General features: G+C 52.1%; 23 protein-coding genes and 5 tRNA genes. 27 read left to right on the top strand and 1 reads right to left on the bottom strand.

The window, feature by feature from the left end; translation table 11 throughout:
• Positions 1–63: 63 nt before the first annotated feature.
• From rpmH to coaD, 13 genes are all read left to right on the top strand, one after another.
• Positions 64–198 (top strand): 50S ribosomal protein L34, encoded by a 135-nt coding sequence (gene rpmH / locus Ga0123462_RS11290; RefSeq protein ID WP_100266388.1) that lies wholly within the window; start codon positions 64–66, stop codon positions 196–198.
• Positions 199–204: 6 nt separating this feature from the next.
• The gene (gene rnpA, locus Ga0123462_RS11285; RefSeq protein WP_257790541.1) at positions 205–534 is read left to right on the top strand and encodes a ribonuclease P protein component; all 330 of its coding nucleotides are present in this window, start codon (positions 205–207) and stop codon (positions 532–534) included.
• Between the two features lie 20 nt (positions 535–554).
• Positions 555–806: a membrane protein insertion efficiency factor YidD gene (gene yidD, locus Ga0123462_RS11280; RefSeq protein WP_100266386.1), complete on the top strand. Its 252-nt coding sequence runs from the start codon at positions 555–557 to the stop codon at positions 804–806.
• Between the two features lie 2 nt (positions 807–808).
• Positions 809–2,398, top strand: a complete 1,590-nt coding sequence (gene yidC, locus Ga0123462_RS11275) for a membrane protein insertase YidC (RefSeq protein WP_100266385.1) — start codon at positions 809–811, stop codon at positions 2,396–2,398.
• Complete coding sequence (gene mnmE, locus Ga0123462_RS11270; RefSeq protein ID WP_100266384.1) at positions 2,394–3,722, top strand: tRNA uridine-5-carboxymethylaminomethyl(34) synthesis GTPase MnmE; 1,329 nt, start codon at positions 2,394–2,396, stop codon at positions 3,720–3,722. The genes yidC and mnmE overlap by 5 nt, the downstream gene beginning before the upstream one ends.
• Before the next feature lie 179 nt (positions 3,723–3,901).
• Positions 3,902–4,765 carry a phosphoribulokinase gene (locus Ga0123462_RS11265; protein ID WP_100266383.1) on the top strand — a complete coding sequence of 288 codons (864 nt, stop codon included), beginning with the start codon at positions 3,902–3,904 and terminating at the stop codon, positions 4,763–4,765.
• A 111-nt stretch (positions 4,766–4,876) separates the two neighbouring features.
• Positions 4,877–6,742, top strand: a complete 1,866-nt coding sequence (gene mnmG / locus Ga0123462_RS11260; RefSeq protein WP_100266382.1) for a tRNA uridine-5-carboxymethylaminomethyl(34) synthesis enzyme MnmG — start codon at positions 4,877–4,879, stop codon at positions 6,740–6,742.
• Positions 6,739–7,305 (top strand): 16S rRNA (guanine(527)-N(7))-methyltransferase RsmG, encoded by a 567-nt coding sequence (locus tag Ga0123462_RS11255; protein WP_100266381.1) that lies wholly within the window; start codon positions 6,739–6,741, stop codon positions 7,303–7,305. The genes mnmG and Ga0123462_RS11255 overlap by 4 nt, the downstream gene beginning before the upstream one ends.
• Complete coding sequence (locus Ga0123462_RS11250; protein WP_100266380.1) at positions 7,302–8,087, top strand: ParA family protein; 786 nt, start codon at positions 7,302–7,304, stop codon at positions 8,085–8,087. The genes Ga0123462_RS11255 and Ga0123462_RS11250 overlap by 4 nt, the downstream gene beginning before the upstream one ends.
• Before the next feature lie 40 nt (positions 8,088–8,127).
• On the top strand, positions 8,128–8,979 hold the full coding sequence (locus Ga0123462_RS11245) for a ParB/RepB/Spo0J family partition protein (protein ID WP_100266379.1): 852 nt from the start codon (positions 8,128–8,130) through the stop codon (positions 8,977–8,979).
• 34 nt (positions 8,980–9,013) lie between these two features.
• Complete coding sequence (gene mtnA, locus Ga0123462_RS11240) at positions 9,014–10,030, top strand: S-methyl-5-thioribose-1-phosphate isomerase (RefSeq protein ID WP_100266378.1); 1,017 nt, start codon at positions 9,014–9,016, stop codon at positions 10,028–10,030.
• Positions 10,031–10,067: 37 nt separating this feature from the next.
• A complete protein-coding gene (locus Ga0123462_RS11235; protein ID WP_157821346.1) occupies positions 10,068–11,345 on the top strand; it encodes a BamA/TamA family outer membrane protein in 1,278 nt (425 codons plus the stop codon).
• A 61-nt stretch (positions 11,346–11,406) separates the two neighbouring features.
• Positions 11,407–11,886 carry a pantetheine-phosphate adenylyltransferase gene (gene coaD, locus Ga0123462_RS11230; RefSeq protein WP_100266376.1) on the top strand — a complete coding sequence of 160 codons (480 nt, stop codon included), beginning with the start codon at positions 11,407–11,409 and terminating at the stop codon, positions 11,884–11,886.
• 1 nt (position 11,887) lies between these two features.
• Here the strand turns inward: coaD and Ga0123462_RS11225 are convergent, their stop codons facing one another.
• The gene (locus tag Ga0123462_RS11225) at positions 11,888–14,146 is read right to left on the bottom strand and encodes an HD domain-containing phosphohydrolase (protein WP_100266375.1); all 2,259 of its coding nucleotides are present in this window, start codon (positions 14,144–14,146) and stop codon (positions 11,888–11,890) included.
• Positions 14,147–14,508: 362 nt separating this feature from the next.
• On the opposite strand from Ga0123462_RS11225, the gene Ga0123462_RS11220 reads away from it, so the two are divergent.
• The 14 genes from Ga0123462_RS11220 (at position 14,509) to rpoB (ending at position 23,977) form a co-directional block, all read left to right on the top strand.
• A tRNA-Thr gene (locus Ga0123462_RS11220) sits at positions 14,509–14,584 on the top strand.
• A 111-nt stretch (positions 14,585–14,695) separates the two neighbouring features.
• Positions 14,696–14,780: transfer RNA gene (locus tag Ga0123462_RS11215), tRNA-Tyr, on the top strand.
• A gap of 24 nt (positions 14,781–14,804) precedes the next feature.
• Positions 14,805–14,878: transfer RNA gene (locus Ga0123462_RS11210), tRNA-Gly, on the top strand.
• 20 nt (positions 14,879–14,898) lie between these two features.
• Positions 14,899–14,973, top strand: a tRNA-Thr gene (locus Ga0123462_RS11205).
• A 62-nt stretch (positions 14,974–15,035) separates the two neighbouring features.
• The gene (tuf, locus tag Ga0123462_RS11200; protein WP_100266088.1) at positions 15,036–16,226 is read left to right on the top strand and encodes an elongation factor Tu; all 1,191 of its coding nucleotides are present in this window, start codon (positions 15,036–15,038) and stop codon (positions 16,224–16,226) included.
• Between the two features lie 68 nt (positions 16,227–16,294).
• A complete protein-coding gene (gene rpmG, locus Ga0123462_RS11195) occupies positions 16,295–16,450 on the top strand; it encodes a 50S ribosomal protein L33 (protein ID WP_100266374.1) in 156 nt (51 codons plus the stop codon).
• 6 nt (positions 16,451–16,456) lie between these two features.
• Positions 16,457–16,532: transfer RNA gene (locus Ga0123462_RS11190), tRNA-Trp, on the top strand.
• Between the two features lie 39 nt (positions 16,533–16,571).
• Positions 16,572–16,760, top strand: coding sequence for a preprotein translocase subunit SecE (secE, locus tag Ga0123462_RS11185; protein ID WP_100266373.1), 189 nt, complete (start codon positions 16,572–16,574; stop codon positions 16,758–16,760).
• Positions 16,760–17,290, top strand: coding sequence for a transcription termination/antitermination protein NusG (gene nusG / locus Ga0123462_RS11180; protein ID WP_100266372.1), 531 nt, complete (start codon positions 16,760–16,762; stop codon positions 17,288–17,290). The genes secE and nusG overlap by 1 nt, the downstream gene beginning before the upstream one ends.
• Before the next feature lie 138 nt (positions 17,291–17,428).
• Positions 17,429–17,857 carry a 50S ribosomal protein L11 gene (rplK, locus tag Ga0123462_RS11175; RefSeq protein ID WP_100266371.1) on the top strand — a complete coding sequence of 143 codons (429 nt, stop codon included), beginning with the start codon at positions 17,429–17,431 and terminating at the stop codon, positions 17,855–17,857.
• A gap of 12 nt (positions 17,858–17,869) precedes the next feature.
• Positions 17,870–18,556: a 50S ribosomal protein L1 gene (gene rplA / locus Ga0123462_RS11170; protein ID WP_100266370.1), complete on the top strand. Its 687-nt coding sequence runs from the start codon at positions 17,870–17,872 to the stop codon at positions 18,554–18,556.
• A 246-nt stretch (positions 18,557–18,802) separates the two neighbouring features.
• Positions 18,803–19,321: a 50S ribosomal protein L10 gene (rplJ, locus tag Ga0123462_RS11165; RefSeq protein WP_100266369.1), complete on the top strand. Its 519-nt coding sequence runs from the start codon at positions 18,803–18,805 to the stop codon at positions 19,319–19,321.
• Positions 19,322–19,380: 59 nt separating this feature from the next.
• The gene (rplL, locus tag Ga0123462_RS11160; RefSeq protein ID WP_100266611.1) at positions 19,381–19,755 is read left to right on the top strand and encodes a 50S ribosomal protein L7/L12; all 375 of its coding nucleotides are present in this window, start codon (positions 19,381–19,383) and stop codon (positions 19,753–19,755) included.
• A 127-nt stretch (positions 19,756–19,882) separates the two neighbouring features.
• Positions 19,883–23,977, top strand: coding sequence for a DNA-directed RNA polymerase subunit beta (gene rpoB, locus Ga0123462_RS11155; protein WP_100266368.1), 4,095 nt, complete (start codon positions 19,883–19,885; stop codon positions 23,975–23,977).

Here is a 23,977-nt window from a genome sequence, read left to right as displayed (position 1 = left end):
ATTATGCGCGACCCTTTTTAAGCGACTGCTTATCAAGGTTGCTAGGTATCAGGAGACATAACCATGAGCTTTACATATAAGCCAAGCCGAATTCGCCGCGCACGCCGTCATGGTTTCCGTGCACGTATGGCAACCCGTGCCGGTCGTGCAATCATCAACCGTCGCCGCGCTAAAGGTCGTAAGAGCCTTTCAGTTTAATTCGGTCTGAACCAGCGATTCCCCAAGTCAGGGCGCTTGCGCTCAAAAGCTGATTTTTCCGCTATGCGGAAAGGTAAGCGGATCAATGTTGGTGGAATACGTCTGGCCTATCGTTTTAACGGTTCAGGGAAATCCCGCTTAGGCCTTGCTGTTTCAAGAAAATTCGGCAATGCTGTCCAGAGAAACCGTTTAAAGCGCCAGCTGCGCGAACAGTTTCGCCGCAGCGATTGTAGTTCACTCGGTGTAGATCTGCTGGTGATACCGACTGTGAATGTGGATAGAATGGTGGACGCTATACATGACTTTTCCGAAGCATTGGCCAAGATTCGTCAGTAAGTCAGGGGAAATAAATTCCAATGCGTAAACTGATTCTTCTACCGGTTCGTTTTTACCAGCTCTGTATTTCGCCAGTAATGCCATCGCATTGCAGGCATTATCCTACCTGTTCTCACTATATGATGGAGGCCGTGCAGCACCATGGTGCTTTGCGCGGTGTTTGGCTTGGCATCAAACGTCTGTTACGTTGCCACCCGTTTTCAAAAGGTGGGTTTGACCCGGTGCCGGAAGCAGAGGCGATCACGGGTGTTAAAGTTTTGAGGGAGAAATAATCATGGATCAACGGAATATGATTCTGGCATTTGCACTGTCGATGCTGGTGCTGCTGGGTTGGGGAGTGCTTTTTCCGCAACAGGAACCGGTCGCGACACAACAGGTTAAGACAGAATCCGTCATCCCGGCCGACTCCTCCAGCGAAGTGGTTACCGCTCCTGAAATGAAGCCATCCGCAGAGAGCAGTGAGATGCAGGCGGTTGCCAGCGCGGTCGCACCCGTGCAGCACGTAGCCATCACGCCTGAGTCTTTTGAGATCAGCAATGATCTGATGAGACTGTCAGTCAATGAAAAGGGTTGGCTCACTCGAGCTGTCCTGACCAACTATAAGGAGTCTCTTGAAGCTGATTCTGCTTCTGTTGCAGTGCTTAAAATGGAAGATGGCCATTCCGTATATGTGAACACCGGTGTGATGGGGAGACGTCTGGTGCAGCCCTTCACCGTAGTGAAAAAAGAGGCGAGCACTCTGCTTTTGCGCAGCGTACTAGATGATGGCCGGATGTGGGAACGGCAGGTTGATCTGAGCCAGGGATCCTACGTCATCAGCATACACGACAGGATTATCGATGGCGGAGGCCTTAAACTCTATCGTCAGGTGGTTGAGCGCAATCCGGACAAGGAGGCGAACACCTTCTATGAGCATATGGGTCCGACAGGCCTGCTTGATGGCAAGCTTCAGGAGCCAGATTATGATGAACTGGATGAGAAGGGCTCCATTCGGATGGCTTCCATGGGTGGTTGGACTGCGATCATGAACCGCTATTTTATAGCTGCTCTGCTTTCCAACCCCGATCAGGATTACCCCTATTACTATAAAGGCGATGGACGTTCATATCAGGCTGGTTTGATTGATGATGGAACGGTTGAGGGAAGGGATGCGGTTTTCAAGACACGCATCTATGTAGGTCCCAAATCAATTCCTCTGCTTGAAAGTGCCAATGCTGAGCTGGAGCGCTCTGTAGACTTCGGTTGGTTCTCCCCTATTGCCCAGCCAATGCACAGCTTCCTCGGGTGGTTGTATAAATATCTGGGTAACTACGGCTGGTGCATTATTGTGCTGGTGATCTGTATCAAGATTCTCTTTTTCTATCCGACCCAGAAATCCTACGAGTCGATGGCGGCAATGCGCAAACTTCAGCCAGAAATGACCCGCATGAAAGAGCAGTATGGCGATGACCGTCAGCGCATGGGTCAGGAAGTGATGCAGCTCTACAAGAAACACAAGGTAAATCCTCTGGGCGGATGTCTTCCAATTATCATTCAGATCCCGGTTTTCTTCGCGCTATATAAGGTGCTTCTGATGTCGATAGAGATGCGCCAGGCACCATTTATTGGCTGGATTGAGGATATGTCCGTTCAGGATCCCTTTTTCGTATTGCCGGTCATCATGGGTATCTCCATGTATATTCAGCAGAAACTCAACCCACAGCCACCTGATCCGGTACAGGCCAAGGTAATGCAGTTCCTGCCTTTCCTGTTTACTGCGATGTTCCTCTTCTTCCCTGCAGGTCTGGTTCTTTACTGGGTTGTGAACAACGTGCTCTCCATTATCCAGCAGCGTCTGGTGATGAAGAGGATGAACGTCGATTAATTCTATAATCGAAAAACCTACAATTGCAGCTATCGCCACCCCGCCAGGCAGGGGTGGCGTTGGCGTTATTCGAATTTCCGGTGCTGAAGCCCTGACCATGCTCAAGCAACTCTGTTGCTCTGACCGGACTCTTCAGCCGAGGATGGCAACATTAACCAGCTGGCTTGATGCTGGTGGCGACATACTTGATCAGGGTCTGTCACTCTATTTCCCTGCGCCATACTCCTATACTGGAGAACATACGGTTGAACTTCAGGGTCATGGAGGCCCTGTAATTCTTCGGGCGCTTCTCGATCGCCTCTACCAGCTGGGTTGCAAACCCGCTGAACCGGGAGAGTTCACTCGCAGAGCGGTTGAGAATGGCAAGATGGATCTGGCGCAGGCAGAGGCTGTAGCAGCATGTATTGATGCAGCCACTATCCGAGCGGGAAAACAGGCTCAGCGGCAGTTACAGGGCGCTTTTGGACAGCATATAGAGCTATTGATGCAGCAGCTCACATCTCTGGTGGCACATGTGGAAGCCAGCCTGGACTTTCCGGAAGAGGAGATCCCTGCGCTCTACTTTGACCAGCTTGCAGAAAAGATGCAGCAGCAGTTGATAATGCCTATTCGTGCCATGCTCGATTCCGCACCGCTTGGCGAGCGGCTGTTTGATGGTGCAACTGTTGCAATTATTGGTGCTCCTAATGTAGGAAAGTCCAGCCTTCTTAATGCGCTGGCAGGGCGGGAGCGCGCCATTGTCAGTGATATTCCAGGAACCACCCGGGACGTGCTGGAGGTGGACTTTGAAATTCATGGTATTCCAGTGCGGCTTGCAGATACAGCAGGACTCAGGATCAGTGATGATCTTATTGAGCAGGAGGGCGTACGTCGCGCCGAACTGACTGCTGCCCATGCTGATGCCACGCTGTTTATTGCCGACGCCTCCAGGCCAGAGACATGGGATTGCGCCATTGATGCTGACATATTTATGATGAATAAGATGGATCTCGCGCACAGCAACATTCCTGAACGTTTTATTGCAGCCAGCGTTGCCGATGGCGTTGGAGTAGAGGAGGTGAAGGATGCACTTGCCACTACTCTTGGTGATATAGAGATAGCTGACGAGTCAATGATGGTGACTCGAGAGCGGCATCGCCAGAACCTTCTGGAGGCTCTTTCGTGTGTTGAAGCAGGCATGCATACCCTGCACAGCGAAGAAAAGCTGGAGATCACAGCGATGCAGTGGCGACACGCATGGTCGGCGCTGGGTGGAATTTTGGGAATTGGGGATGTTGAACATATTCTCGACCGCGTATTTTCCGAATTTTGTATCGGTAAATAATTCTCACCCCACTATTTCTGGTTATAAATTACTCTATTGGTGCTTTTCCTTGAATGTTGGGGGTGCTTTGCGTCATAATGGCCAACCTTTTTGAGAGATAAGTCAACAAAAGGACAGGGGAGAAGGCAGACGAGGGGTCTGTAAATACCTGATTTTAAAGAGTTTATTTGGGAGATGTCATGTCAGCAAATCATCCAGTGATTTCCGTAACGGGTTCATCAGGAGCGGGTACCAGTACAGCCAAGGTGGCACTTGAGCATATCTTCAGGCGTGAAAAGGTTACACCTGCGATTGTAGAGGGAGATTGCTTCCACCGTTTTGATCGTTACGAATTCCGCGAGAAATCTAAAGAGTTCGAAGCTGTAGGTAAGCGTCTGAGTCACTTCTCGGATGAGGCCAACTTATTCGACAAGATTGCCGATCTTTTCAAGGATTATGGCGAAAAGGGTGTCGGCAAGGCGCGCACCTATATCCATGACGATGAAGAGGCTAAAATTTACGGTGTTGAGCCAGGCCGCTTCACAGACTGGCGTGATGTCGGAGAGGGCTCCGACCTTCTTTTCTATGAAGGCCTTCATGGCGGTGTGGAAGAGGTTCTTCCTTATGCCGACCTGCTGCTCGGTATCGTCCCGGTTGTGAACCTGGAGTGGATTCAGAAGATTCACCGTGATACCGAAATGCGCGGATACTCTCCTGAGGCAGTTGTTGAAAATATCCTCAGCCGTATGCATGACTATGTTCACTTCATCACACCACAGTTCAGCAATACCGACATCAACTTCCAGCGCGTTCCGCTGGTTGATACATCCAATCCGTTCATTGCTCGCGATGTTCCAACTCCGGATGAGAGTGTTGTGGTGATTCGTGTTCGTAAGCCTGAGAAGTGGGGGATCGATTTCCCTTGGCTCAGCTCAATGCTTCACGACTCATTCATGTCCCGCCGCAACACCATCGTCGTTCCGGCTGGTAAGATGATGTTTGCCATGGAGCTGATTCTCTCACCAATTATTCACGAATTGATGGAGAAGAAGCGCAAAGGTTAAGTTGTTAATGTTCTGAAGGGGGGCCAATTGGCCCCCTTTTTTATTGCTTAGAATTTATTTGGCCCTACGCTTTCCCACCCTTTTGATTTTATTGATGGAGAATGGTTTCACGTGAAACATCCGCAGCAAGTTGATGTGATTGTTATTGGTGCCGGACATGCCGGTTGTGAGGCTGCGTGGGCAGCTGCGAGCCGGGGTGCGCGAGTACGCCTGATCACTCAGAACCTGGATACGATTGCCAAGATGTCGTGCAATCCGGCAATTGGCGGCATAGGAAAGGGGCATCTGGTTCATGAGGTCGATGCGCTTGGGGGGCTGATGGGGGTCGCCGCAGACCGCTCGGCGATCCAGTACCGCGTCCTCAATCGTCGCAAGGGCCCTGCCGTACAGGCTACTCGTGCCCAGTGCGACCGCAGAATTTACCATATGGTAATCAGGGGGCTTCTCGACTCACATCCGCGTATACACCTGCATCAGGGAACGGTTTCCGAGCTTATTTTTGATGGCGGCAGGGTCTGTGGTGCTATAGACGAGCTTGGAGTGGAGCACCATGCCGGCGCAGTTGTTTTAACAACCGGGACATTCCTGGGGGGGCTGATTCATGTGGGAGAAAAAACCATGCCGGCAGGACGAGCGGGAGATGCTGCTGTGCATGGTCTGACTGACGAGTTATACCGGCGCTCCTTCAGGCTGGGTCGCCTTAAGACCGGAACGCCTCCCCGCCTGGATAAGGGCACCATAGATTGGGCCTCTCTTGAGTCGCAGCCTGGAGAATTGGATGTTCTGCCTTTTTCAGCCCTCCATGAAAAAGTCACTGAACATCAAATTCCTTGTGCAATTACTAGAACTACCGAGAGATCCCACGAAATTATCAGGAAGAACATCTCCAGGGCGCCGATGTACTCAGGCCAGATTGAAGGAACCGGGCCAAGATACTGTCCTAGTATTGAAGACAAGGTGGTACGTTTCGCTGATAAATCAAGTCACCAGATCTTTCTCGAGCCTGAAGGCATAGACCATGATGAGGTTTATCCGAATGGGATATCAACCTCGCTGCCTATTGATGTGCAGTGGGATTTTATTCGTTCTATTCCTGGATTAGAGAATGCAGTCATTATTCGACCTGGTTACGCTATTGAATACGATTATGTGGACCCGACTGAGTTGAAGCCCTCATTTGAGAGTAAAAGGGTGGTTGGCCTGTTTCATGCCGGTCAGATTAATGGAACGACAGGGTATGAAGAGGCTGCGGCACAGGGGCTGCTTGCAGGCATTAATGCCGCGGCAAGGGCAATTGATATTGAGGGGTGGGTTCCAGACCGTTCTGAAGCCTATCTGGGCGTTATGGCCGATGATCTTGTAACCAAGGGTGTGACGGAGCCATATCGGATGTTTACTTCCCGTGCTGAGTTTCGCCTTCAATTAAGGGAGGATAATGCAGACCTGCGCTTGGGGGATACAGCCATCCAGCTTGGTTTGTATGATGATGCGCGTGTACGTCGGTTCGAGTCCAGAAGAGCGCTGATTGGGCGTGGAATCGAGGCGGCGCGTGCGACAGTGGTAGGCACCGGGGCTGCTTGGCGGGAGCGCCTGGCGGCAATGGATTTGCCGCTGCCTGCGCAATCCATGCCTCTCTCCTCTTACAGTCATAGGGACGATGTTGCGGCATCCGAAGCGCTCAAGCTTCTGGATGTATATCCGGAATTATCCGTTCGAGACTTGAAAAGCCTGATTGCACTGGTGCATTACGAAGGGTATCTGGACAAGCAGCATGTTGAAATTGAGCGATTCAGGCAGCTTGAGAGTCAGAAAATACCTCCGGATTTTGACTTCTCGGTAGTAAAAGGGCTAAGTATCGAATGTTGCCAGAAGCTCTCATCTGCGCAGCCAGAGACGATTGGTCATGCCTCTAGGTTGTCAGGCATTACGCCTGCAGCTATTACATCTCTGATGTTGCATCTGAGGAGAAGGCAATGAGTTGTGACGCATATGTGCAGGAGGTTATGAAGTTTCGTCGCGCCTTGAATCTTACCTCGATATCCGACCCGGCTCTATTTAACGCCCAGTTTATCGAGCCTTCGCTGGCGCTGGCTGAGTGGCTTCCCCATGAGGGGCGTATGCTGGACATCGGCAGCGGCATGGGGGTTCCAGGAATTCCGCTGATTATTGAGCTTCCCGGGTTGGTTGGTGTTCTGGTCGAGAGAAGGAAGAAGAGGGCTGAGTTTCTTCGACATGTCGTACGTAAATTGCATTTAAATGCCGAGGTGTACGATGCGGACGTTAACGACCTCCCGAGCCTGAAGATCGACGTTTGTGTGGCACGGGCTGTTACCGATGAGGCCGGCTTACTCAATATGTGCACGCCTCATGTCAATGCCAATGCCACGGCTGTGTTTCCAGTGCCTGTCTCCAGGCAGCCTGCTGCTGTGGAGGGTTGGCGGCTGGAAGGGGAGCATAATTTAAACATTGCTGGAGGGGATGGCATCCAGCGCATCCGGTGTTATCGTTATTGCGACGGATTACAGGGGGGTTTCACGTGAAACATCAGCAATTCGGGCCGGTGACTGCAGTGGCAAACCAGAAGGGGGGCGTTGGTAAAACAACGACCAGTATTAATCTGGCAGCCTCACTTGCTGCGCTTGATCAACGCGTTCTGCTCATTGATTTGGATCCGCAGGGCAATTCAACATCGGGCCTTGGTATCGACCAGGCCAATGTTGAGACAGGAACCTACGACGTATTGATGAGCGAAAGCGGGGTGTCAGATGCGATAGTAACTACCGATTGTGAAAACCTTTTTTTACTACCTGCGACCATGGACTTGGCGGGGGCAGAAGTTGAACTGGTTAATGAACCGGGTAGGGAACAGCGGATGAAAAATGCTTTTGCAGCATATGCCGGCGAGCCGTTTGACCACGTGTTTATAGATTGTCCACCTGCATTGAGCCTTCTTACAGTAAATGCACTCACAGCCTCTGATTATATTATGGTGACACTTCAGACAGAGTTTTATGCAATGGAAGGGCTGACCCAGTTGATGGATACCATCCGCCGCATTCGCCGGGGCCTTAATCCCGAGTTGAATATGGAGGGGATTCTTCTGACCATGGTGGATCGGCGCAACAACCTTTCGTGCCAGGTTGAACAGGATGTGCGCGCATATTTCGGTTCACAGGTCTATGAAAATGCGATTCCGCGCAATGTGAGATTGTCGGAAGCTCCGAGTTTTGGCGTTCCGGCCATGTACCATGATCTTAAATCGAAAGGTGCCCAGGCCTATCTGGCCGTTGCACAGGAACTGATGCAGCGCAGGGCGCTCTGATGGAAGCGGAGGATAGTTTGGAAATGATGGGAGAGTATCTATGGCAGCAGTGAAAAACAGGGGGTTAGGACGCGGTTTAAGCGCATTGCTTGCTGATACCCCTACACCTGAGGTAATGCGGCAGGCGTCTCAGGTTCCGATTTCCAAAATTAAACCGAACTCGTATCAGCCCAGGACCCGTTTTTCTCACGATGAACTGGATAGTTTAACTGAATCAATACGCCGAGAGGGGGTTTTGATGCCCATTCTCCTTCGTCCACATGGGGATGGCTATGAATTGATTGCCGGCGAACGACGTTGGAGGGCCTCCCAGGCCGCCGGATTGAAAGAGATTCCGGCCGTAGTCAGGGATGTTGGCGACCTGCAGGCGCTGGAGTTGGCAATCATAGAAAATGAGCAGCGTGATGACCTTACCGCCATTGAGTCTGCCAGGGCTTATCGTCGTATGATGGATGAGTTTGGTTGTACGCAACAGCAGGTTGCAGAGAAGGTCGGAGTCTCCCGCGTTCAGGTGAGCAACCTGATCCGTCTCTTACAGCTCTCTCCGGTTATTAAGGAGATGATTGAAACGAGGGAGCTCAGTATGGGACAGGCTCGCCCATTGGTTGGTCTCTCGAGCCATGTGGCTGAATCGCTTGCCCGTCTCTGCATCAGCAAAGGGTGGAGTGCAAGGCAGATGGAGCATGAAGCCAAGCGAGCAGCAAAGGAGCCGGTCGCGAAGGCGAAGCAGGAACCGGACGCTGATGTTGTTGCACTGCAGGATGAGCTGACACGCAAGCTCGGTTTGCCTGTAGAGATCGTCTGTCGTAAAAACGGTTCAGGAGAGCTGAGAATTGCATATACGCGGCCAGTTGAGCTTGATGGGGTATTAAGAAAGCTCAGGAAGAATTAAAAAGCCTTATAAAACAACAACTTGGGTATAAAGCATGCGGATAGGAAAAAGGTCATATCAGGCCGTTAACTGGCACTCTGAATCAGGCGGAGTGCAGTGGATAGAGCAGCGCTTGCTGCCGCACCGGTTTGAGCAGATTGTAAGCCCTTTTCCAGAAGAGGTTGCCGTTGCCATCGAAACGATGCAGGTGCGAGGGGCTCCCACCATAGGCGCTACAGCGGCTTATGGACTGGCTCTTGCCTGGAAAGCGGATCGAAGCCGTTATTTTGATTACTGGGTCCCCAGATTTCGATCTACCCGGCCTACTGCAGTAAATTTATTTCATGCCTGTGATGCGATGCAGCAGTGTGCAGAAACAGACCCCTCAAATGACGAGATGATCGAGCGGGCAGAGGCCTATGCTGAGGCTGAAGTAGCTGCCAATCGAGCGATTGGGGCAGGGCTGGCCGAGTATCTTGCTGTCGGAGAGCGGCGAATTCTTACTCACTGTAATGCCGGTTGGCTGGCAGCCGTTGACTGGGGAACGGCGACTTCTGGAATATATCATCTGGCGCATGCGGGCGAGAAGCCGTTTGTATGGGTTGATGAGACAAGGCCGCGCCTGCAGGGAGCCAGATTGACTGCCTGGGAGCTTCATCAGGAAGGCATTGATTGCCGCATACAGGCAGATAGTGCTGCGGCCTGGATGATGGCACAGGGCAAGGTGGATGCGATAGTTGTTGGTGCCGACCGTATTGCCGCCAATGGCGATGTTGCCAACAAGATTGGTACCTATGCGCTTTCGCTGGCAGCAAAAGCGCACGGGGTGCCGATGTATGTGGCGGCTCCTAAAAGCACATTCGATTTGGGATGTGCCAGCGGAAAGGGGATTCCCATAGAGGAGCGGGATGGCGGTGAAGTGGTTGAGATGGATGGAGTCGATTGCAAAGGGGAGGTTCAGCAGATACGTGTTGCTGCAACCGGCGTTGGAGCCAATAACCCGGCCTTTGATGTAACACCGTTTGAAAATATAACGGCGATTGTTTGTGAATCGGGTGTCTGGCGCCCGTAACCTTGTGATTACTGTTCCTTGTTGCTTGAATAAGGCTATGAGACGCCTTTCAAAAATAGCGGGGCTTCTGTTGCTCTCGATATTGATCATTGATGCGGTATATGCCCAGCCGCTCGAACAGGTTCATGGTATTAATATTGAAGGTATAGATCGGACACAAGAGATAACCGTGTTGCGCGAATTGCCATTTTCAGTTGGTGCTGTTTGGCGGGAGGGGTTTGCTGAGGTTGCTGAAAGGCGTCTTCGCAATCTTGGTATTTTCAGTAAAGCGGTTGTGACTGCTCCGGATGAAAACGGCAATGTGACGGTGTATTTGAAAGAGCGTTGGTCACTTTGGGTTCTACCGCAGGTTTCACGAAAAGATAATGGGGCATCATCTGCAGCTGTGGCTGTTGATGAATATAACCTCTGGGGTTTAAACCACCACGCACGCATGGCTTACAGGCGCGATACCGGGAGCAACTTCTCTGCATTGCAGGGAAGCTCCTACGAAGCTGCTTATGATTGGCGCAGGGTAGACGATTCAAAACTGAATATATCTGTAAGTGGCAGCAGTGGGCGCTCTCTGTATGATACTTATAATCAGGGTATTCATTCGGCTCAGTATCTTCAAACAGGTAGAAGTGCAACGCTTCTTCTTTCCTATGCATTAGGAGACGTACCGGATGAGGGGTGGAGCGTCAGGGGAGGGTTTACTGCCTCTAATGCCACCTACCGCTTCATTTCAGGGACCCCTCAGGCCGACGTGGTGGGGCATCGTATCAGGGCGCTGCTGGCAGGGGTGAGCTATAGCAGAATGAACGATCGAATCACCTGGTTATCAGGAAATGCATTTGATTATTCACTCTCGGCCGCTCACAAGGGATTGGGCTCAACAGTCAACAGCTACAGCCACACTGCATCGTGGCGCGACTACTATACGTTTTCAGGGCAGAACACCTTTAATGTGCGATTGAATGGCGGCTTGGTGACCGGCAATGTGCTGCGCAGCGGCCTTTTCGATCTTGGCAACAGAGATGGGCTGCGTGGTTATTACCCGGGAGAGTTGCAGGGCACTCACTATTTGTTCGGCTCCCTCGAGGGACGCTTTCCAATCCGGGAAGACTCCAACCTTCAGCTGGTTACATTTGCCGATCTTGGTAAGATCGGAGGCAGGGCAGGAGCATCTGTTACACGCGGCCTTGCAGTTGGTGCCGGCGGCGGTTTCCGCTGGACCTTGCGCTGGTTGGCCAGAGGAACCATTCGAGGCGATGTGGCGTATGGCTTTGCCACAAAAAAATGGCGTTTTTACCTCGGCACGGGACAGGCATTCTGAAAACAAACGCATACAAATCCATGCCAAGCTATTATGGTGCGCATCTGTTGATGGGGGAACATTGAGCAATACAGCCATATATCCGGGTACATTTGATCCAATTACGCTGGGACATGTTGACGTGGTTCGACGTGGCTTAAAGATGTTTGATCGCGTGGTGATCGGAGTAGCTGATAATCCCGGTAAAGGACCGATGTTTAATGCGGAGACCCGTCTTGCCATGGTTCGCGAAACGTTCGCTGATGAGGAAAATGTTGAGGCCGTTCGCTTCTCGGGGCTGCTGGTGGATCTTGCCCATGAGCATCGGGCTGCGGCTATTTTGCGCGGGCTCAGGGCCGCATCCGACTTTGAATATGAGTTCCAGATGGCAACGATGAATCGCAGGCTGGATGAACGAATCGAAACTGTTTTCGTCATGGCGCGCGAGGACTATACATTTGTATCCTCCCGCTTTATCAGGGAGATCTCCAGCATGGGTGGCGATGTCTCCGAACTCGTGCCAGGCGCAGTTATTCCCTTCCTGGCAAAGAAGCAGCCCTGAACTAAAGGGTAAAGCGCTTCTCCTCAAAAAGTTTCAGGCAGGCATCTACAACTTCGGGATCAAAAGCGCTGCCGCGATGGGTTCGGATTTCATCCAGTGCCGCATCTATCCCCAGCGCCGGACGATAGGGGCGGTGACTGCTCATGGCTTCAACAACATCGGCTACGGCAACTATTTTGGCTTCCAGGCATATCTCATCACCCTTTAAACCCTGTGGATAACCCGAGCCATCCATGCGCTCGTGGTGCTGATGGGCCACCTCTGCCACGGGCCATGAAAAACTTATACCCTTAAGAATAGAATATCCTGCTTCAGAATGCTCCTTTATCAGCTGGTACTCAGCATTGGTGAGTTTTCCCGGTCTGCTCAAGATATCTGCCGGCAGTTGAATCTTACCGATATCGTGGATGGTGGCACTCAGGAATACGCCTTTGACCCGTGCCTCATCCAGCCCCATCTCTCTGGCAATGGCTTTGGCAAGTTCAGCTACACGTTGCTGGTGGCCGGACGTGTAGGGGTCCCTTGCGCCAACCGCATTGGAGACCGCGGCAATCGTGCCCTCCAAAGCGCTCTGCAGCTGTTCGCGACTCTGTTTCAGTGCACTTCTTGAACTTACCTGTTCTGTGATATCGAGGAAGGTAACCACGGCTCCAATCACAGACTCATCGCTATAGATCGGATGCACCCAGTAGGATATCGGGAAGCTGCTGCCATCTTTGCGCCAGAAGACTTCATCATCTACATGCGCAGCTTCACCTTGCCTGTAGGCCTGATATACCCTGCAATGCTCCTCGGATAGGGGGGTGCCATCGGCATGGCTGTGATGGATCCTCTTATGCATATTTTTTTGCAGCAGCTCGGATTCGCTGTCGTAGCCCAGCATGGATAAGCAGGCTTTATTGAGCATCGTGCAGTTGCCATCTACGTCGACGCCGTAGATGGCTTCCGCAGCAGAGTCCAGCAACAGGCGTATCTGTTTTTCACTTTCATGCAGCTTCGCTTCAGAACGCTTTCGCTCGCTAATGTCACGAACAGAAGCCATGAGCAGCTGTTTGTCATCAAGGGTGAGCCTGGTAAGCAGTACCTCTGCGGGAAAGATCTCCCCTGATTTGCGCTGATAAGTCCAATCGAACATCTCATACCCATTGATGAGGGCTGTTTCGATGTGTCTGTTCGCCGCCTCTGGCGACGGCGTACCATCGCTTTGCACTGCAGGAGAGAATTCCATCGGATGATGGCCGAGAAACTCACCCCTGTTTGCGCACCCGAACATATGCAGGGTGGAGTCATTGCAGTCGAGGAAACCGTTCTGATCTAGCAACATAAAGGTGTCACGCGACGACTCAAAAATTGAACGGTACTTGTGTTCGTTTTGTTGCAGCTCTTTTTCTGCCTCTTCCCGGGCTTTAACCTCTTTGGCCAGATCATCCCTAGAGACGATGGTCTCTCTAAGCCCGGCCGCCATGGAATTGATGTCGGAGGCGATCTCTCCCAACTCATCACTCGAATATACTTCAACCCTGGTGTCCAGCTTCCCCTGCCCAAGCAGGCCGGTCGCCTGATGCAGTCTGGTAATGTTGGCAGAGATACTTCTCATGATATAGAGAGCCAGTCCAATCACCAGGGTGACAGAGATCATGCCGACCAGGGCTGTGGCTGCCATGTGGCGTTCGAGTTGGTCCTGGAGTTTAACCAGCGCTAAATCTATCTCTTCCTGGGCATCCACTTCCAGGTCGCTGATGATGCCATGCATTTGAATTGCAAGAGGTTCGATTTTATTCTCTATTACGGCCCTGGATCGCTCGACCTCTTCGGCTTCAAGAGATCTCTTGAGCTCATGTGCATGACCGGAGAGTGAAACAAGCAATCTTTTTAAGTGAAAGATTTCCTGAAGTTCATCTTCCTCACCCTCTGCATCGCCATTTTCAATTTGAATCAGCGTCTGCTTCTCCATTAAGGTTACGGCACGCTGTGCCATGTTCAGGCTGCTGTTGAAGTTGCCAATAATTGTCGCACTCGATTCAGCATCATAAGTACCAGTCGCTACTCCATCCATAGCGATCAGCAAGGCATTTTTCTGAAGGTTTTGAATGGCATGGAAGAAAGCTTCTGCATATTCCAGCTCTGAAAGGTTGCTGGAAATAATCTGGTTGATGTGATCTCTTGAATGCTTGAGTTGTACAAACTGTACGGTGCTCACCAGAAAAAACATGATGACGACAGGTAGAAAGCCCAGGGAGATCTTATGGCCTAGCTTCATAACTCCTCTCTATCTCTGGCCACGATCGATCCTGAACGTACCCATGTCACTTTTCTAAAGTGATGCGCGATACGGCGCGCGGGTGGCGAAAATTAACTTGCTACAGACGAGTATAGCAGAAATCTGGAAATTCAAAGTGGCGTGCAGGTGACTGACGGTGGGTTCGACACAATTTCCCGGTCTACAGGCAGCGCTGCCAAACAGAGACGGCTGAGAGGCCTGGGGCGAAGAGGAAAGCCGCCTGAACAACGATATTTCGCTTCCTGCAATCCATTATAAAGCAGGGCTATCTGATGGAAAGAAAGATAGTTTTCAAATAGTGCTTGAGTTCATATTAATGATCGTTATGATGCGCCACCCTTGCCGGCATAGCTCAGTTGGTAGAGCAGCTGATTTGTAATCAGCAGGCCACGGGTTCGAATCCTGTTGCCGGCTCCAGTTTGACCGCATTTTTGCTCTGCTGTTTGACAGTGTGTGGCAAAGGTGCAGAATCGCGCGCCCTTTTGGGCTGACCCGCTTGCGGGACAGTGGCCAAACGGAGTGCGAGATGGAGAGGTTCCCGAGTGGCTAAAGGGGGCAGACTGTAAATCTGCTGGCTCAGCCTACGTTGGTTCGAATCCAGCCCTCTCCACCAGTTTTGAGCTTGATAAAGGCCGTTGCGGGCGTGGTACAATGGTAGCACCTCAGCCTTCCAAGCTGATGACGCGGGTTCGATTCCCGCCGCCCGCTCCACTTTATGGGGCACGGAGCAGGCCCAGGTAGCTCAGGGGTAGAGCACATCCTTGGTAAGGATGAGGTCGCGAGTTCAATTCTCGCTCTGGGCTCCAGAATTTGATGGAAATCTGCATGCAGGTCTCCATTGTAGTAAATACATGTATGGAGAATAAATATGGCAAAGGAAAAGTTTGAGCGTACGAAACCGCATGTGAACATTGGTACGATTGGTCACGTTGACCATGGCAAGACCACGTTGACCGCTGCGATCACCAAGGTTCTGTCTTTGACAGGCGGCGCTACCTTCAAGGATTACGGCGATATTGACGGTGCTCCTGAAGAGCGCGAGCGCGGTATTACAATTGCTACAGCTCACGTTGAGTACGAGACAGAAGCGCGTCACTATGCACACGTTGACTGCCCGGGCCATGCTGACTACGTGAAGAACATGATCACCGGTGCTGCCCAGATGGACGGTGGTATTCTGGTTGTATCGGCTGCAGACGGCCCGATGCCACAGACCCGCGAGCACGTACTTCTGGCGCGTCAGGTAAACGTACCTCACCTGGTTGTATACCTGAACAAGGCTGACATGGTTGATGATGAAGAGCTTCTTGAGCTGGTAGAGATGGAAGTTCGTGAACTTCTGGACTCATACGACTTCCCTGGTGATGACACTCCGATCATTATCGGTTCTGCACTGAAGGCGCTGGAAGGCGACCAGTCTGAAATTGGTGAGGCATCTATTCTTCGTCTGATGGAAGCGGTGGATTCATTCATTCCTACGCCTGAGCGTCCAATCGACAAGACCTTCCTGATGCCAATCGAGGACGTTTTCTCGATCTCAGGCCGCGGTACTGTTGTAACCGGTCGTATTGAGCAGGGTATTGTTAAGGTTGGTGACGAGATCGAGATCGTTGGTATCAAGGCTACCACCAAGACAACCTGTACCGGTGTTGAGATGTTCCGCAAGCTGCTGGATTCCGGCGAAGCTGGCGACAACGTTGGTGTACTGCTGCGTGGTACCAAGCGTGAAGATGTTGAGCGTGGTCAGGTACTGGCGAAGCCGGGTTCCATCACGCCTCACACCACTTTCAAGGCAGAGGCATATATTCTGACCAAGGAAGAGGGTGGTCGTCATACGCCATTCTTCAACGGTTACCGTCCACAGTTCTACTTCCGTACAACTGACGTGACTGGTTCCGTACAGCTGCCAGAGGGCACCGAGATGGTGATGCCTGGCGATAACATCTCTATGGATGTTGAACTGATCACTCCGATCGCGATGGACAAAGAGCTCCGTTTCGCAATTCGTGAGGGTGGTCGTACGGTCGGCGCTGGCGTCGTAACCGACATTAGTAAGTAAAACGTTAAAGACGTGCGGCGGCGGTAGACTTGTGCTACCGCCGCTTTGCCGTCACTGGAGAATAGGAAATGCGTGATTTGTTGGCTTTGGCGTGTGAAGAGTGCAAACGCAAGAATTACACCACTGATAAGAACAAGCGTACCATGACAGATAAGCTGGTGCTGAGTAAGTACTGCAACTCCTGTCGTAAACATACGCCACACAAGGAAACAAAGATTAAATAACACCCTAGGCCAGTAGCTCAATTGGTAGAGCACCGGTCTCCAAAACCGGGGGTTGGGGGTTCGAGCCCCTCCTGGCCTGCCAGTGTTTGTATGTGTGGTTAGTAGGAATAGGAGCTTAAGTATGAGTCGTGTTGCTGAGATGCAGAAATTCATGAATGAGGTGAAGGTCGAAGCCAAAAAGGTGACCTGGCCTGACCGTAAAGAGACGATGCAGTCAACGCTGATGGTATTCGTGATGGTAATCTTTATCGCTCTGTTTCTGTGGCTGGTTGACTGGGGCTTAAGTTCGCTTGTGAAGCAGGTGATCTGATGGCGATGCGTTGGTATGTGGTTCAGGTCTACTCCAATTATGAAGATAAAGTGGAGCAGATGCTGAGAGAAAATGCTGAACGGGCAGGCCTTTCCGACAAGTTCGGAAAGATTCTCGTTCCCCGTGAGGAAGTGGTTGAGCTGAAAGAGGGTCAGAAGGTGACATCTCAGCGCAAGTTCTTCCCTGGTTACATTCTTGTCGAGATGGAGATGAACGATGATACCTGGCACGTGGTAAGAGATACCCGCCAGGTAAGTGGTTTCCTCGGTTCCGGCAACAAGCCGATGCCGATGCCGCAACGCGAGGTCGACGCCCTGATTCAGCAGATTGAAGAGGGTATCGAGCGTCCGAAGCCGAAGGTGATGTTTGATATCGGCGATGCCGTTCGCGTGATCGACGGGCCTTTTGCATCCTTTAACGGCGTTGTCGAAGAGGTGATGGAAGATAAGGCGAAACTGAAGGTGAGTGTTTCAATCTTCGGGCGTCCGACTCCTGTCGAACTGGAGTATATACAGGTTGAGAAGGGCTGAGGGCGCTACCTTCAGTTGTTCAGAAAACGCTTTCACATGGATGTGAAGGATTTACCACAAGAGTGGGAGCAGAGTCACGGATAGTGACATGCGAATAAAGGCGGAGGGCAAGAGGCCCGAAACCGGTTGGAGATATAAATGGCTAAGAAACTACAAAAAATCGTGAAGCTGCAGGTTCCTGCAGGTTCCGCAAACCCATCCCCACCAGTTGGACCGGCACTCGGTCAGGCTGGCGTTAACATTATGGAGTTCTGCAAGGCGTTCAACGCCAAGACCCAGGAGATGGAGAAAGGTCTGACACTGCCTGTTGTGATCAGTGTTTATGCAGACAAATCATTCGATTTTATCATCAAAACCCCACCGGCATCCGTGCTGTTGCTGAAGGCTGCCAAGATCCAGAAAGGCAGTGGCGAGCCGAACAAGAAGAAGGTCGGTACCGTAACGAGCGCTCAGCTTCGCGAGATCGCTGAAACCAAGATGCCTGACCTGAATTGCTATGACGCTGAAGCTGGCATGAAGATTATTGAAGGCACCGCCCGCTCCATGGGTCTGGAAGTTAAGGGCTAAGGGGATATTAAGATGGCAAAAGTAACCAAACGTATGAAAGCAAGCCTTGAGTCCGTACCGGCTCAGGCAGTTACCGTAAAAGCAGCTCTTGACGCGGTACTCGCTCAGCCAAAAGCAAAATTCGACGAGTCTGTTGATGTTGCAATCAAACTGGGTGTTGATCCCCGCCATGCAGACCAGATGGTCCGTGGCTCTATTGCGCTGCCAAACGGTACCGGTAAGACCGTACGCGTAGCAGTGTTCGCCAAGGGTGCGAAGGCTGAGGAAGCGACTGCAGCAGGCGCTGATTTCGTCGGTGCTGATGACCTGGTTGAAAAGGTTCAGGATGGCTTCATGGACTTTGACCGCGTGGTCGCAACGCCTGACATGATGGCTCAGGTTGGTAAGCTGGGTCGTGTTCTGGGTCCTCGTGGCCTGATGCCGAATCCTAAGCTGGGCACTGTAACCATGGATGTGACCAAGGCTGTTGAAGCGATCAAATCCGGTCAGATTGAAGTGCGTGTTGATAAGGCGGGTGTAATTCATGCTCCGGTCGGTCGTCGTTCATTCGACGCTGCCAAGCTCAACGAGAATGTTGAAGCACTGCTTTCAGAGCTCAACCGTATGAAGCCAGCTTCCGCCAAGGGCCGTTATATGCTGAAGATGAGTATCTCTTCAACCATGGGTGCCGGCGTACGCGTGGATGAAACCACTCTGTAAATAATTCACGTGCCGGCCCATGGAGGGCCGGCACGAACTGTTTGCCGGCCACAAGCTGGCGTGCCGAAAGGCAGAAGAATCGATCGAACTGACCCGGGAAGAGCCGGGGAGGCGAAATCGAAAAAAACGATCCGTCCTAGACTGCTGGAGCCAGACTCATCAAGAGCGCGGCTTAATTGGGGTGACCCTTCCTGCATAGATGGGGTGCAAGCTCACTTGCGCGGGTCGAAAAGCAAGGGGGTAAATGTGGATAAACAAGACAAACAACGCATTGTCGAAGAGCTTCACACTGCCTGGTCCGAATCTACAGCTGGCGTAGTAACACACTACCGCGGTCTGAGTGTTTCCCAGATGGGAGACCTTCGCCGTGCTCTGCATAATGCAGATGTGTCGATGCAGGTTGTAAAAAACACTCTGGCGCGTCGTGCGGCAGAGGGTACGGGCTTTAAGGCTGCTGAAGAACTGTTCACTGGTCCTGTCGCGATCGCTTATGGTAAGGATCCGGTTGCAATGGCAAAAGCCATTTCCGAGTTCGCCAAAAAGAATGATGCGCTCAAGGTCTGTGGTGGTGTGCTCGATGGCAAGATGGTTGATGCTGCTGGTGTAAAAGCACTGGCTGATCTGCCACCGCGCGAAGTCCTGCTTGCCAAGATGCTCGGAAGTATGCAGTCGCCAATCAGCGGATTCGTTCGCACACTGGCAGAGGTACCTGCATCGTTCGTTCGCACACTGGCAGCTATTCGTGATCAGAAACAAGCCGCATAACATTTACTACTAATCATTAAACTTTTTAACTTATAGCAAGAGGAGCTAATACAATGGCAATTACAAAAGATGAACTGATCTCAGCAATTGAGTCTATGACCGTTCTGGAGCTGTCCGAACTGGTTTCCGCACTGGAAGAGAAATTCGGCGTTTCTGCTGCTGCACCTGTAGCAGTTGCAGCTGGTCCTGCTGCTGGTGGCGAAGCCGCTGCTGCTGAAGAGCAGACCGAATTCAACGTCGTTCTGGTATCTGCAGGCGAGAAGAAGATCCAGGTAATCAAGGCAGTTCGTGAAGCAACTGGCCTGGGCCTGAAAGAAGCCAAAGCACTGGTTGACGGCGCACCTGGCAACGTCAAAGAGGGCGCAGCTAAGGCAGAGGCTGAAGAGCTGAAGGCTAAGCTGGAAGAAGCGGGCGCAACTGTAGAGCTGAAGTAATCTACTGTTGTTTTACGTTTCGTACGTAAACGTATCGGGTTAATAACCCCGGTGGCGGGCGCCGCCGGGGCTTAGCCTTTTTCGCATTTTAGAGTTTTGGAAAATCTGTACGTCGTTCGAGGTCACCATGGGCAAACAAGCATCACTGAAACGTATTCGTAAAAATTTCGGTAGTATCAAGTCTCCAATCAGCATGCCGAACATGCTGCAGCTGCAGACAGAGTCCTATCACGAGTTTGTCGGCTATGGCGAGGCTGTAAATGATTCAAGGCTGGCAACTGTGTTCCAGTCTGTATTTCCGGTGCGTGACTATGCCGGAAATGCCGAACTTTGCTTCGAGGGACTGGAGTACAGCCCTCCCCGCTACGATCTGGATGAGTGTCGCCGCCGTGACCTTACCTATGCGCTGCCTGTAAAGGTGAAGTTGCGCCTGAAGATCTTCGAAAATGAGGGTGAGAAGCGAAGCAAACGCAAGGTTCGCGAAGTTCGCGATCAGTCTGTATACATGGGCGAGATTCCGCGTATGACCGAGCACGGCTCGTTCATCATCAACGGTACCGAACGCGCCATCGTTTCACAGATGCACCGCTCACCGGGTGTGTTTTTTGATCACGACAAGGGTAAAACCCATGCTTCGGGCAAGTTCCTGTTCAAGGCGCGCGTGATTCCTTACCGCGGTTCATGGCTCGACTTTGAATTTGACGCCAAGGACAAGGTTAACTTCCGTATCGACCTGCGTCGTAAGATGCCTGTTGGTATTCTGCTCAAGGCTCTGGGCCTCTCCACCCAGGAAATCCTCAACCGTTTTTATAACCGCCGTACCTATCGTTTTTCCGATAAGGGCGTGCAGGTAAAATTTGACCCTGAGCTGTTTGAGGGCACCCGTGCGGTGACCACCATCAAGCTGGACAACAAACGCATTGTCGCTGAAGGCAAGAAGTTCACCAAGGTGGCGATCAAACGGTTGTCCGAGGCCAATGTCGAGTGGATTGATGTGCCGATTGAAAGCGTTATCGGCGAGACTGCAGCCGAACCGATCATGATCGAGGGCGGCGAGATTCTCATCGACCACAATCAGGAACTGACTGAGGATTCCATCTCAGCACTGCAGGGTGCCGGAATCGAGCAGTTCGACTGCCTGCTGATCGATACAGCGGTTCGCGGGCCATGGCTGGCGGATACGCTGCGTCTGGATATGGTGCAGTCACGTGAAGAGGCGCGCGTAGAGATCTATCGCATGATGCGTCCTGGCGAGCCGCCGACAGTTGAAACAGCCAAGGCTCTGTTTGAGTCGCTGTTCTACGATCCATCCCGTTATGACCTCTCCCGTGTCGGTCGTATGAAGCTTAACAGCCGTCTTGGCATCAGTAATGATGATGTGCCGCTTGATCAGGGTACACTGCGTGATGAAGATATTCTGATGGCGCTCGATACCCTGCTGAGCCTGCGCGACGGTATTGGTGAAGTGGACGATATCGACCATCTTGGCAATCGTCGCCTGCGTTCTGTCGGCGAGCTGCTGGAGAATCAGATTCGTGTCGGTCTTGTGCGCATGGAGCGTGCAGTGCGTGAGCGCCTGAGCTCGGGCGATCTGACCGAGATGATGCCTTCCGATGTGGTTAACGCCAAACCGCTGATTGCCTCGGTGAAGGAGTTCTTCGGTTCTTCACAGCTTTCACAGTTTATGGATCAGACCAATCCGCTTTCCGAGGTGACGCACAAGCGTCGTCTGTCGGCACTTGGCCCGGGTGGTCTGTCACGCGAGCGTGCAGGTTTTGAGGTTCGTGACGTACATCCGACCCATTACGGACGTCTCTGCCCAATTGAGACGCCTGAAGGTCCGAACATCGGTCTGATCAACTCGCTCGCCACCTACGCGAAGGTGAATGACTTTGGCTTTATTGAATCTCCTTATCGCAGGGTGATCGATGGCAAGGTAACCGATGAAGTCGAATACCTTTCTGCCATCGACGAGAGTACACCTGTGATTGCACAGGCTAACGCCAAGGTGGATGAAAACGGCAAGTTCGTTTCAGATCTGGTTCAGTGCCGTCAGGGCGGTGAGTTCATTATGGCAGAGGCTGATACGATCGATTATATGGACGTATCACCATCACAGGTGGTTTCCGTCTGTGCTGGCCTGATTCCATTCCTTGAGCATGATGATGCGAACCGAGCTCTGATGGGCTCGAACATGCAGCGTCAGGCAGTTCCACTGCTGCGCTCTGAGAAGCCGCTGGTCGGTACTGGCATGGAAGCCCCTCTGGCGCGTGACTCCGGCGTATCGCAGGTGGCGCGGCGCGGCGGTGTTGTTGAGCGTGTCGATGGTGAGCGTATTGTTGTCAAGGTGTATGAAGATGAGCAGGTCGAAGGTGAACCTGGCGTGGATATCTACCGCCTGTTCAAGTATCGCCGCTCCAACCAGAACACCTGTTTTAACCAGCGTCCGCTTGTGAAGACCGGTGAGCTGGTAGCCAAGGGCGATATCATCGCGGATGGTCCATCCACTGATCTGGGTGAGCTGGCACTTGGCCGTAACGCACTGGTCGCACTGATGCCATGGCGCGGCTACAACTTCGAGGATGCAATCGTAATCTCCGAGAAGCTGGTGAAAGAGGATGTATATACCTCGATCCATATTGAAGAGTTTGAAGCAGTTGCCCGTGATACCAAGCTCGGTGCCGAAGAGATTACCCGCGACATCCCGAATGTGGGTGAAGAGGCGCTGCGACATCTGGACGAGTGTGGTATCGCCTACATTGGTGCCGAAGTTAAACAGGGCGACATCCTGGTTGGTAAGATCACACCGAAGGGTGAAACACAGCTCTCTCCTGAAGAGAAGCTGCTGCGTGCAATCTTCGGCGAGAAAGCATCCGATGTTCGTGATACCTCCATGCGCGTCAAGCCGGGCGATGAGGGCGTCGTTGTTGACGTTCAGGTCTTCACCCGTCGTGGCGATGAGAAGGATGATCGTGCCAAGGTGATCGAAGAGGCCTCTATCGAGCAGCTCTACGCCGATAAGGAAGAGGAGCGTCGTATTCTTGAGGGCAATGCCGTGAGCCGCCTGCAGGCTCTGCTTTCCGGCCAGACGGCAGCCAAGTTCAAGGGACTGAAGAAGGGCGACACCATCAAGGAAGAGAACGTCAAGGCGCTGAGCCTGCGCGATCTTTCCGGCGTTTCTGTTGCCGACGATGCCATCAATGTTCGCGTTGCCGAGATTCTCGAGTCGATGGACAAGGAGCGGGGCAGGCTTGAGTCACGCTTTGAAGAGAAGGTTGCCAAGGTTCGTGAAGGCTCCGAGCTGAAGCCCGGCGTGATTAAGGTTGTGAAGGTGTTTGTTGCCGTGAAGCGTAAGCTTCAGCCTGGTGACAAGATGGCTGGCCGCCATGGTAACAAGGGTGTGATTTCGGTAATCGTTCCGGAAGAAGATATGCCTTATACCGCCGACGGCACCCCTGTTGATATCTGTCTGAATCCTCTGGGCGTACCTTCGCGTATGAACATCGGACAGATCTTCGAGATTCATATGGGCTGGGCAGGAAGTGCGCTCGGTAAGAAGATCGACGGCATGCTCAAGGATAAGATGCCAACTGAAGAGCTGCGTTCATTCCTGCTTGAGTGCTACCTTGAGGATGAGCAGGCATGCAGTGACATTAAGGGTATGGATGAAGAGTCCCTGCTCGAGCTGGCGAACAACCTGCGTGGCGGCATTCCGATTGCAACCCCTGTGTTCGATGGTGCCAAAGAGGCTCATATCCAGCGCATGCTGAAGCTTGCCGGTGTTCCTGAATCAGGTCAGACCACCCTTTACGATGGCCGTACCGGAGAGGCTTTCGACCGGCCTGTAACGATCGGTCACATGTATATCCTGAAACTTCACCATCTGGTGGATGAGAAGATTCATGCCCGTTCAACTGGCCCATACTCGCTTGTGACACAGCAGCCGCTCGGTGGTAAAGCACAGTTCGGTGGTCAGCGTTTCGGTGAGATGGAAGTGTGGGCACTGGAAGCATATGGCGCTGCCTATACGCTGCAGGAGATGCTGACTGTGAAGTCGGATGATGTTCAGGGCCGTACGAAGATGTACGAGTCGATTGTGCGCGGTGATATGTCGTTTGAGGCGGGAATCCCCGAGTCCTTCAACGTCATGACCAAGGAATTGAATGCTTTGGGAATTGACCTTGCCATGGTCAAAAGCCCAACAGAGAACGAAGGAGAATAA

Source organism: Mariprofundus ferrinatatus, from assembly GCF_002795825.1.
Lineage (GTDB): Bacteria > Pseudomonadota > Zetaproteobacteria > Mariprofundales > Mariprofundaceae > Mariprofundus > Mariprofundus ferrinatatus.
Note: the sequence above shows the minus strand (reverse complement) of the source record. Positions and strands in the feature narration are given on the sequence as shown.

What these genes read in the sequence shown, in the direction of transcription:
- Ga0123462_RS11255 (WP_100266381.1), top strand. Translation starts at nt 6,739, where the DNA reads ATGAGTTGTGACGCATATGTGCAGGAGGTTATGAAGTTTCGTCGCGCC.
- yidD (WP_100266386.1), top strand. Translation starts at nt 555, where the DNA reads ATGCGTAAACTGATTCTTCTACCGGTTCGTTTTTACCAGCTCTGTATT.
- secE (WP_100266373.1), top strand. Translation starts at nt 16,572, where the DNA reads ATGAGTCGTGTTGCTGAGATGCAGAAATTCATGAATGAGGTGAAGGTC.
- nusG (WP_100266372.1), top strand. Translation starts at nt 16,760, where the DNA reads ATGGCGATGCGTTGGTATGTGGTTCAGGTCTACTCCAATTATGAAGAT.
- rpoB (WP_100266368.1), top strand. Translation starts at nt 19,883, where the DNA reads ATGGGCAAACAAGCATCACTGAAACGTATTCGTAAAAATTTCGGTAGT.
- yidC (WP_100266385.1), top strand. Translation starts at nt 809, where the DNA reads ATGGATCAACGGAATATGATTCTGGCATTTGCACTGTCGATGCTGGTG.
- mtnA (WP_100266378.1), top strand. Translation starts at nt 9,014, where the DNA reads ATGCGGATAGGAAAAAGGTCATATCAGGCCGTTAACTGGCACTCTGAA.
- Ga0123462_RS11225 (WP_100266375.1), bottom strand. Translation starts at nt 14,146, where the DNA reads ATGAAGCTAGGCCATAAGATCTCCCTGGGCTTTCTACCTGTCGTCATC.
- rpmG (WP_100266374.1), top strand. Translation starts at nt 16,295, where the DNA reads ATGCGTGATTTGTTGGCTTTGGCGTGTGAAGAGTGCAAACGCAAGAAT.
- tuf (WP_100266088.1), top strand. Translation starts at nt 15,036, where the DNA reads ATGGCAAAGGAAAAGTTTGAGCGTACGAAACCGCATGTGAACATTGGT.
- Ga0123462_RS11245 (WP_100266379.1), top strand. Translation starts at nt 8,128, where the DNA reads ATGGCAGCAGTGAAAAACAGGGGGTTAGGACGCGGTTTAAGCGCATTG.
- Ga0123462_RS11235 (WP_157821346.1), top strand. Translation starts at nt 10,068, where the DNA reads ATGAGACGCCTTTCAAAAATAGCGGGGCTTCTGTTGCTCTCGATATTG.
- rpmH (WP_100266388.1), top strand. Translation starts at nt 64, where the DNA reads ATGAGCTTTACATATAAGCCAAGCCGAATTCGCCGCGCACGCCGTCAT.
- rplA (WP_100266370.1), top strand. Translation starts at nt 17,870, where the DNA reads ATGGCAAAAGTAACCAAACGTATGAAAGCAAGCCTTGAGTCCGTACCG.
- rplK (WP_100266371.1), top strand. Translation starts at nt 17,429, where the DNA reads ATGGCTAAGAAACTACAAAAAATCGTGAAGCTGCAGGTTCCTGCAGGT.
- Ga0123462_RS11265 (WP_100266383.1), top strand. Translation starts at nt 3,902, where the DNA reads ATGTCAGCAAATCATCCAGTGATTTCCGTAACGGGTTCATCAGGAGCG.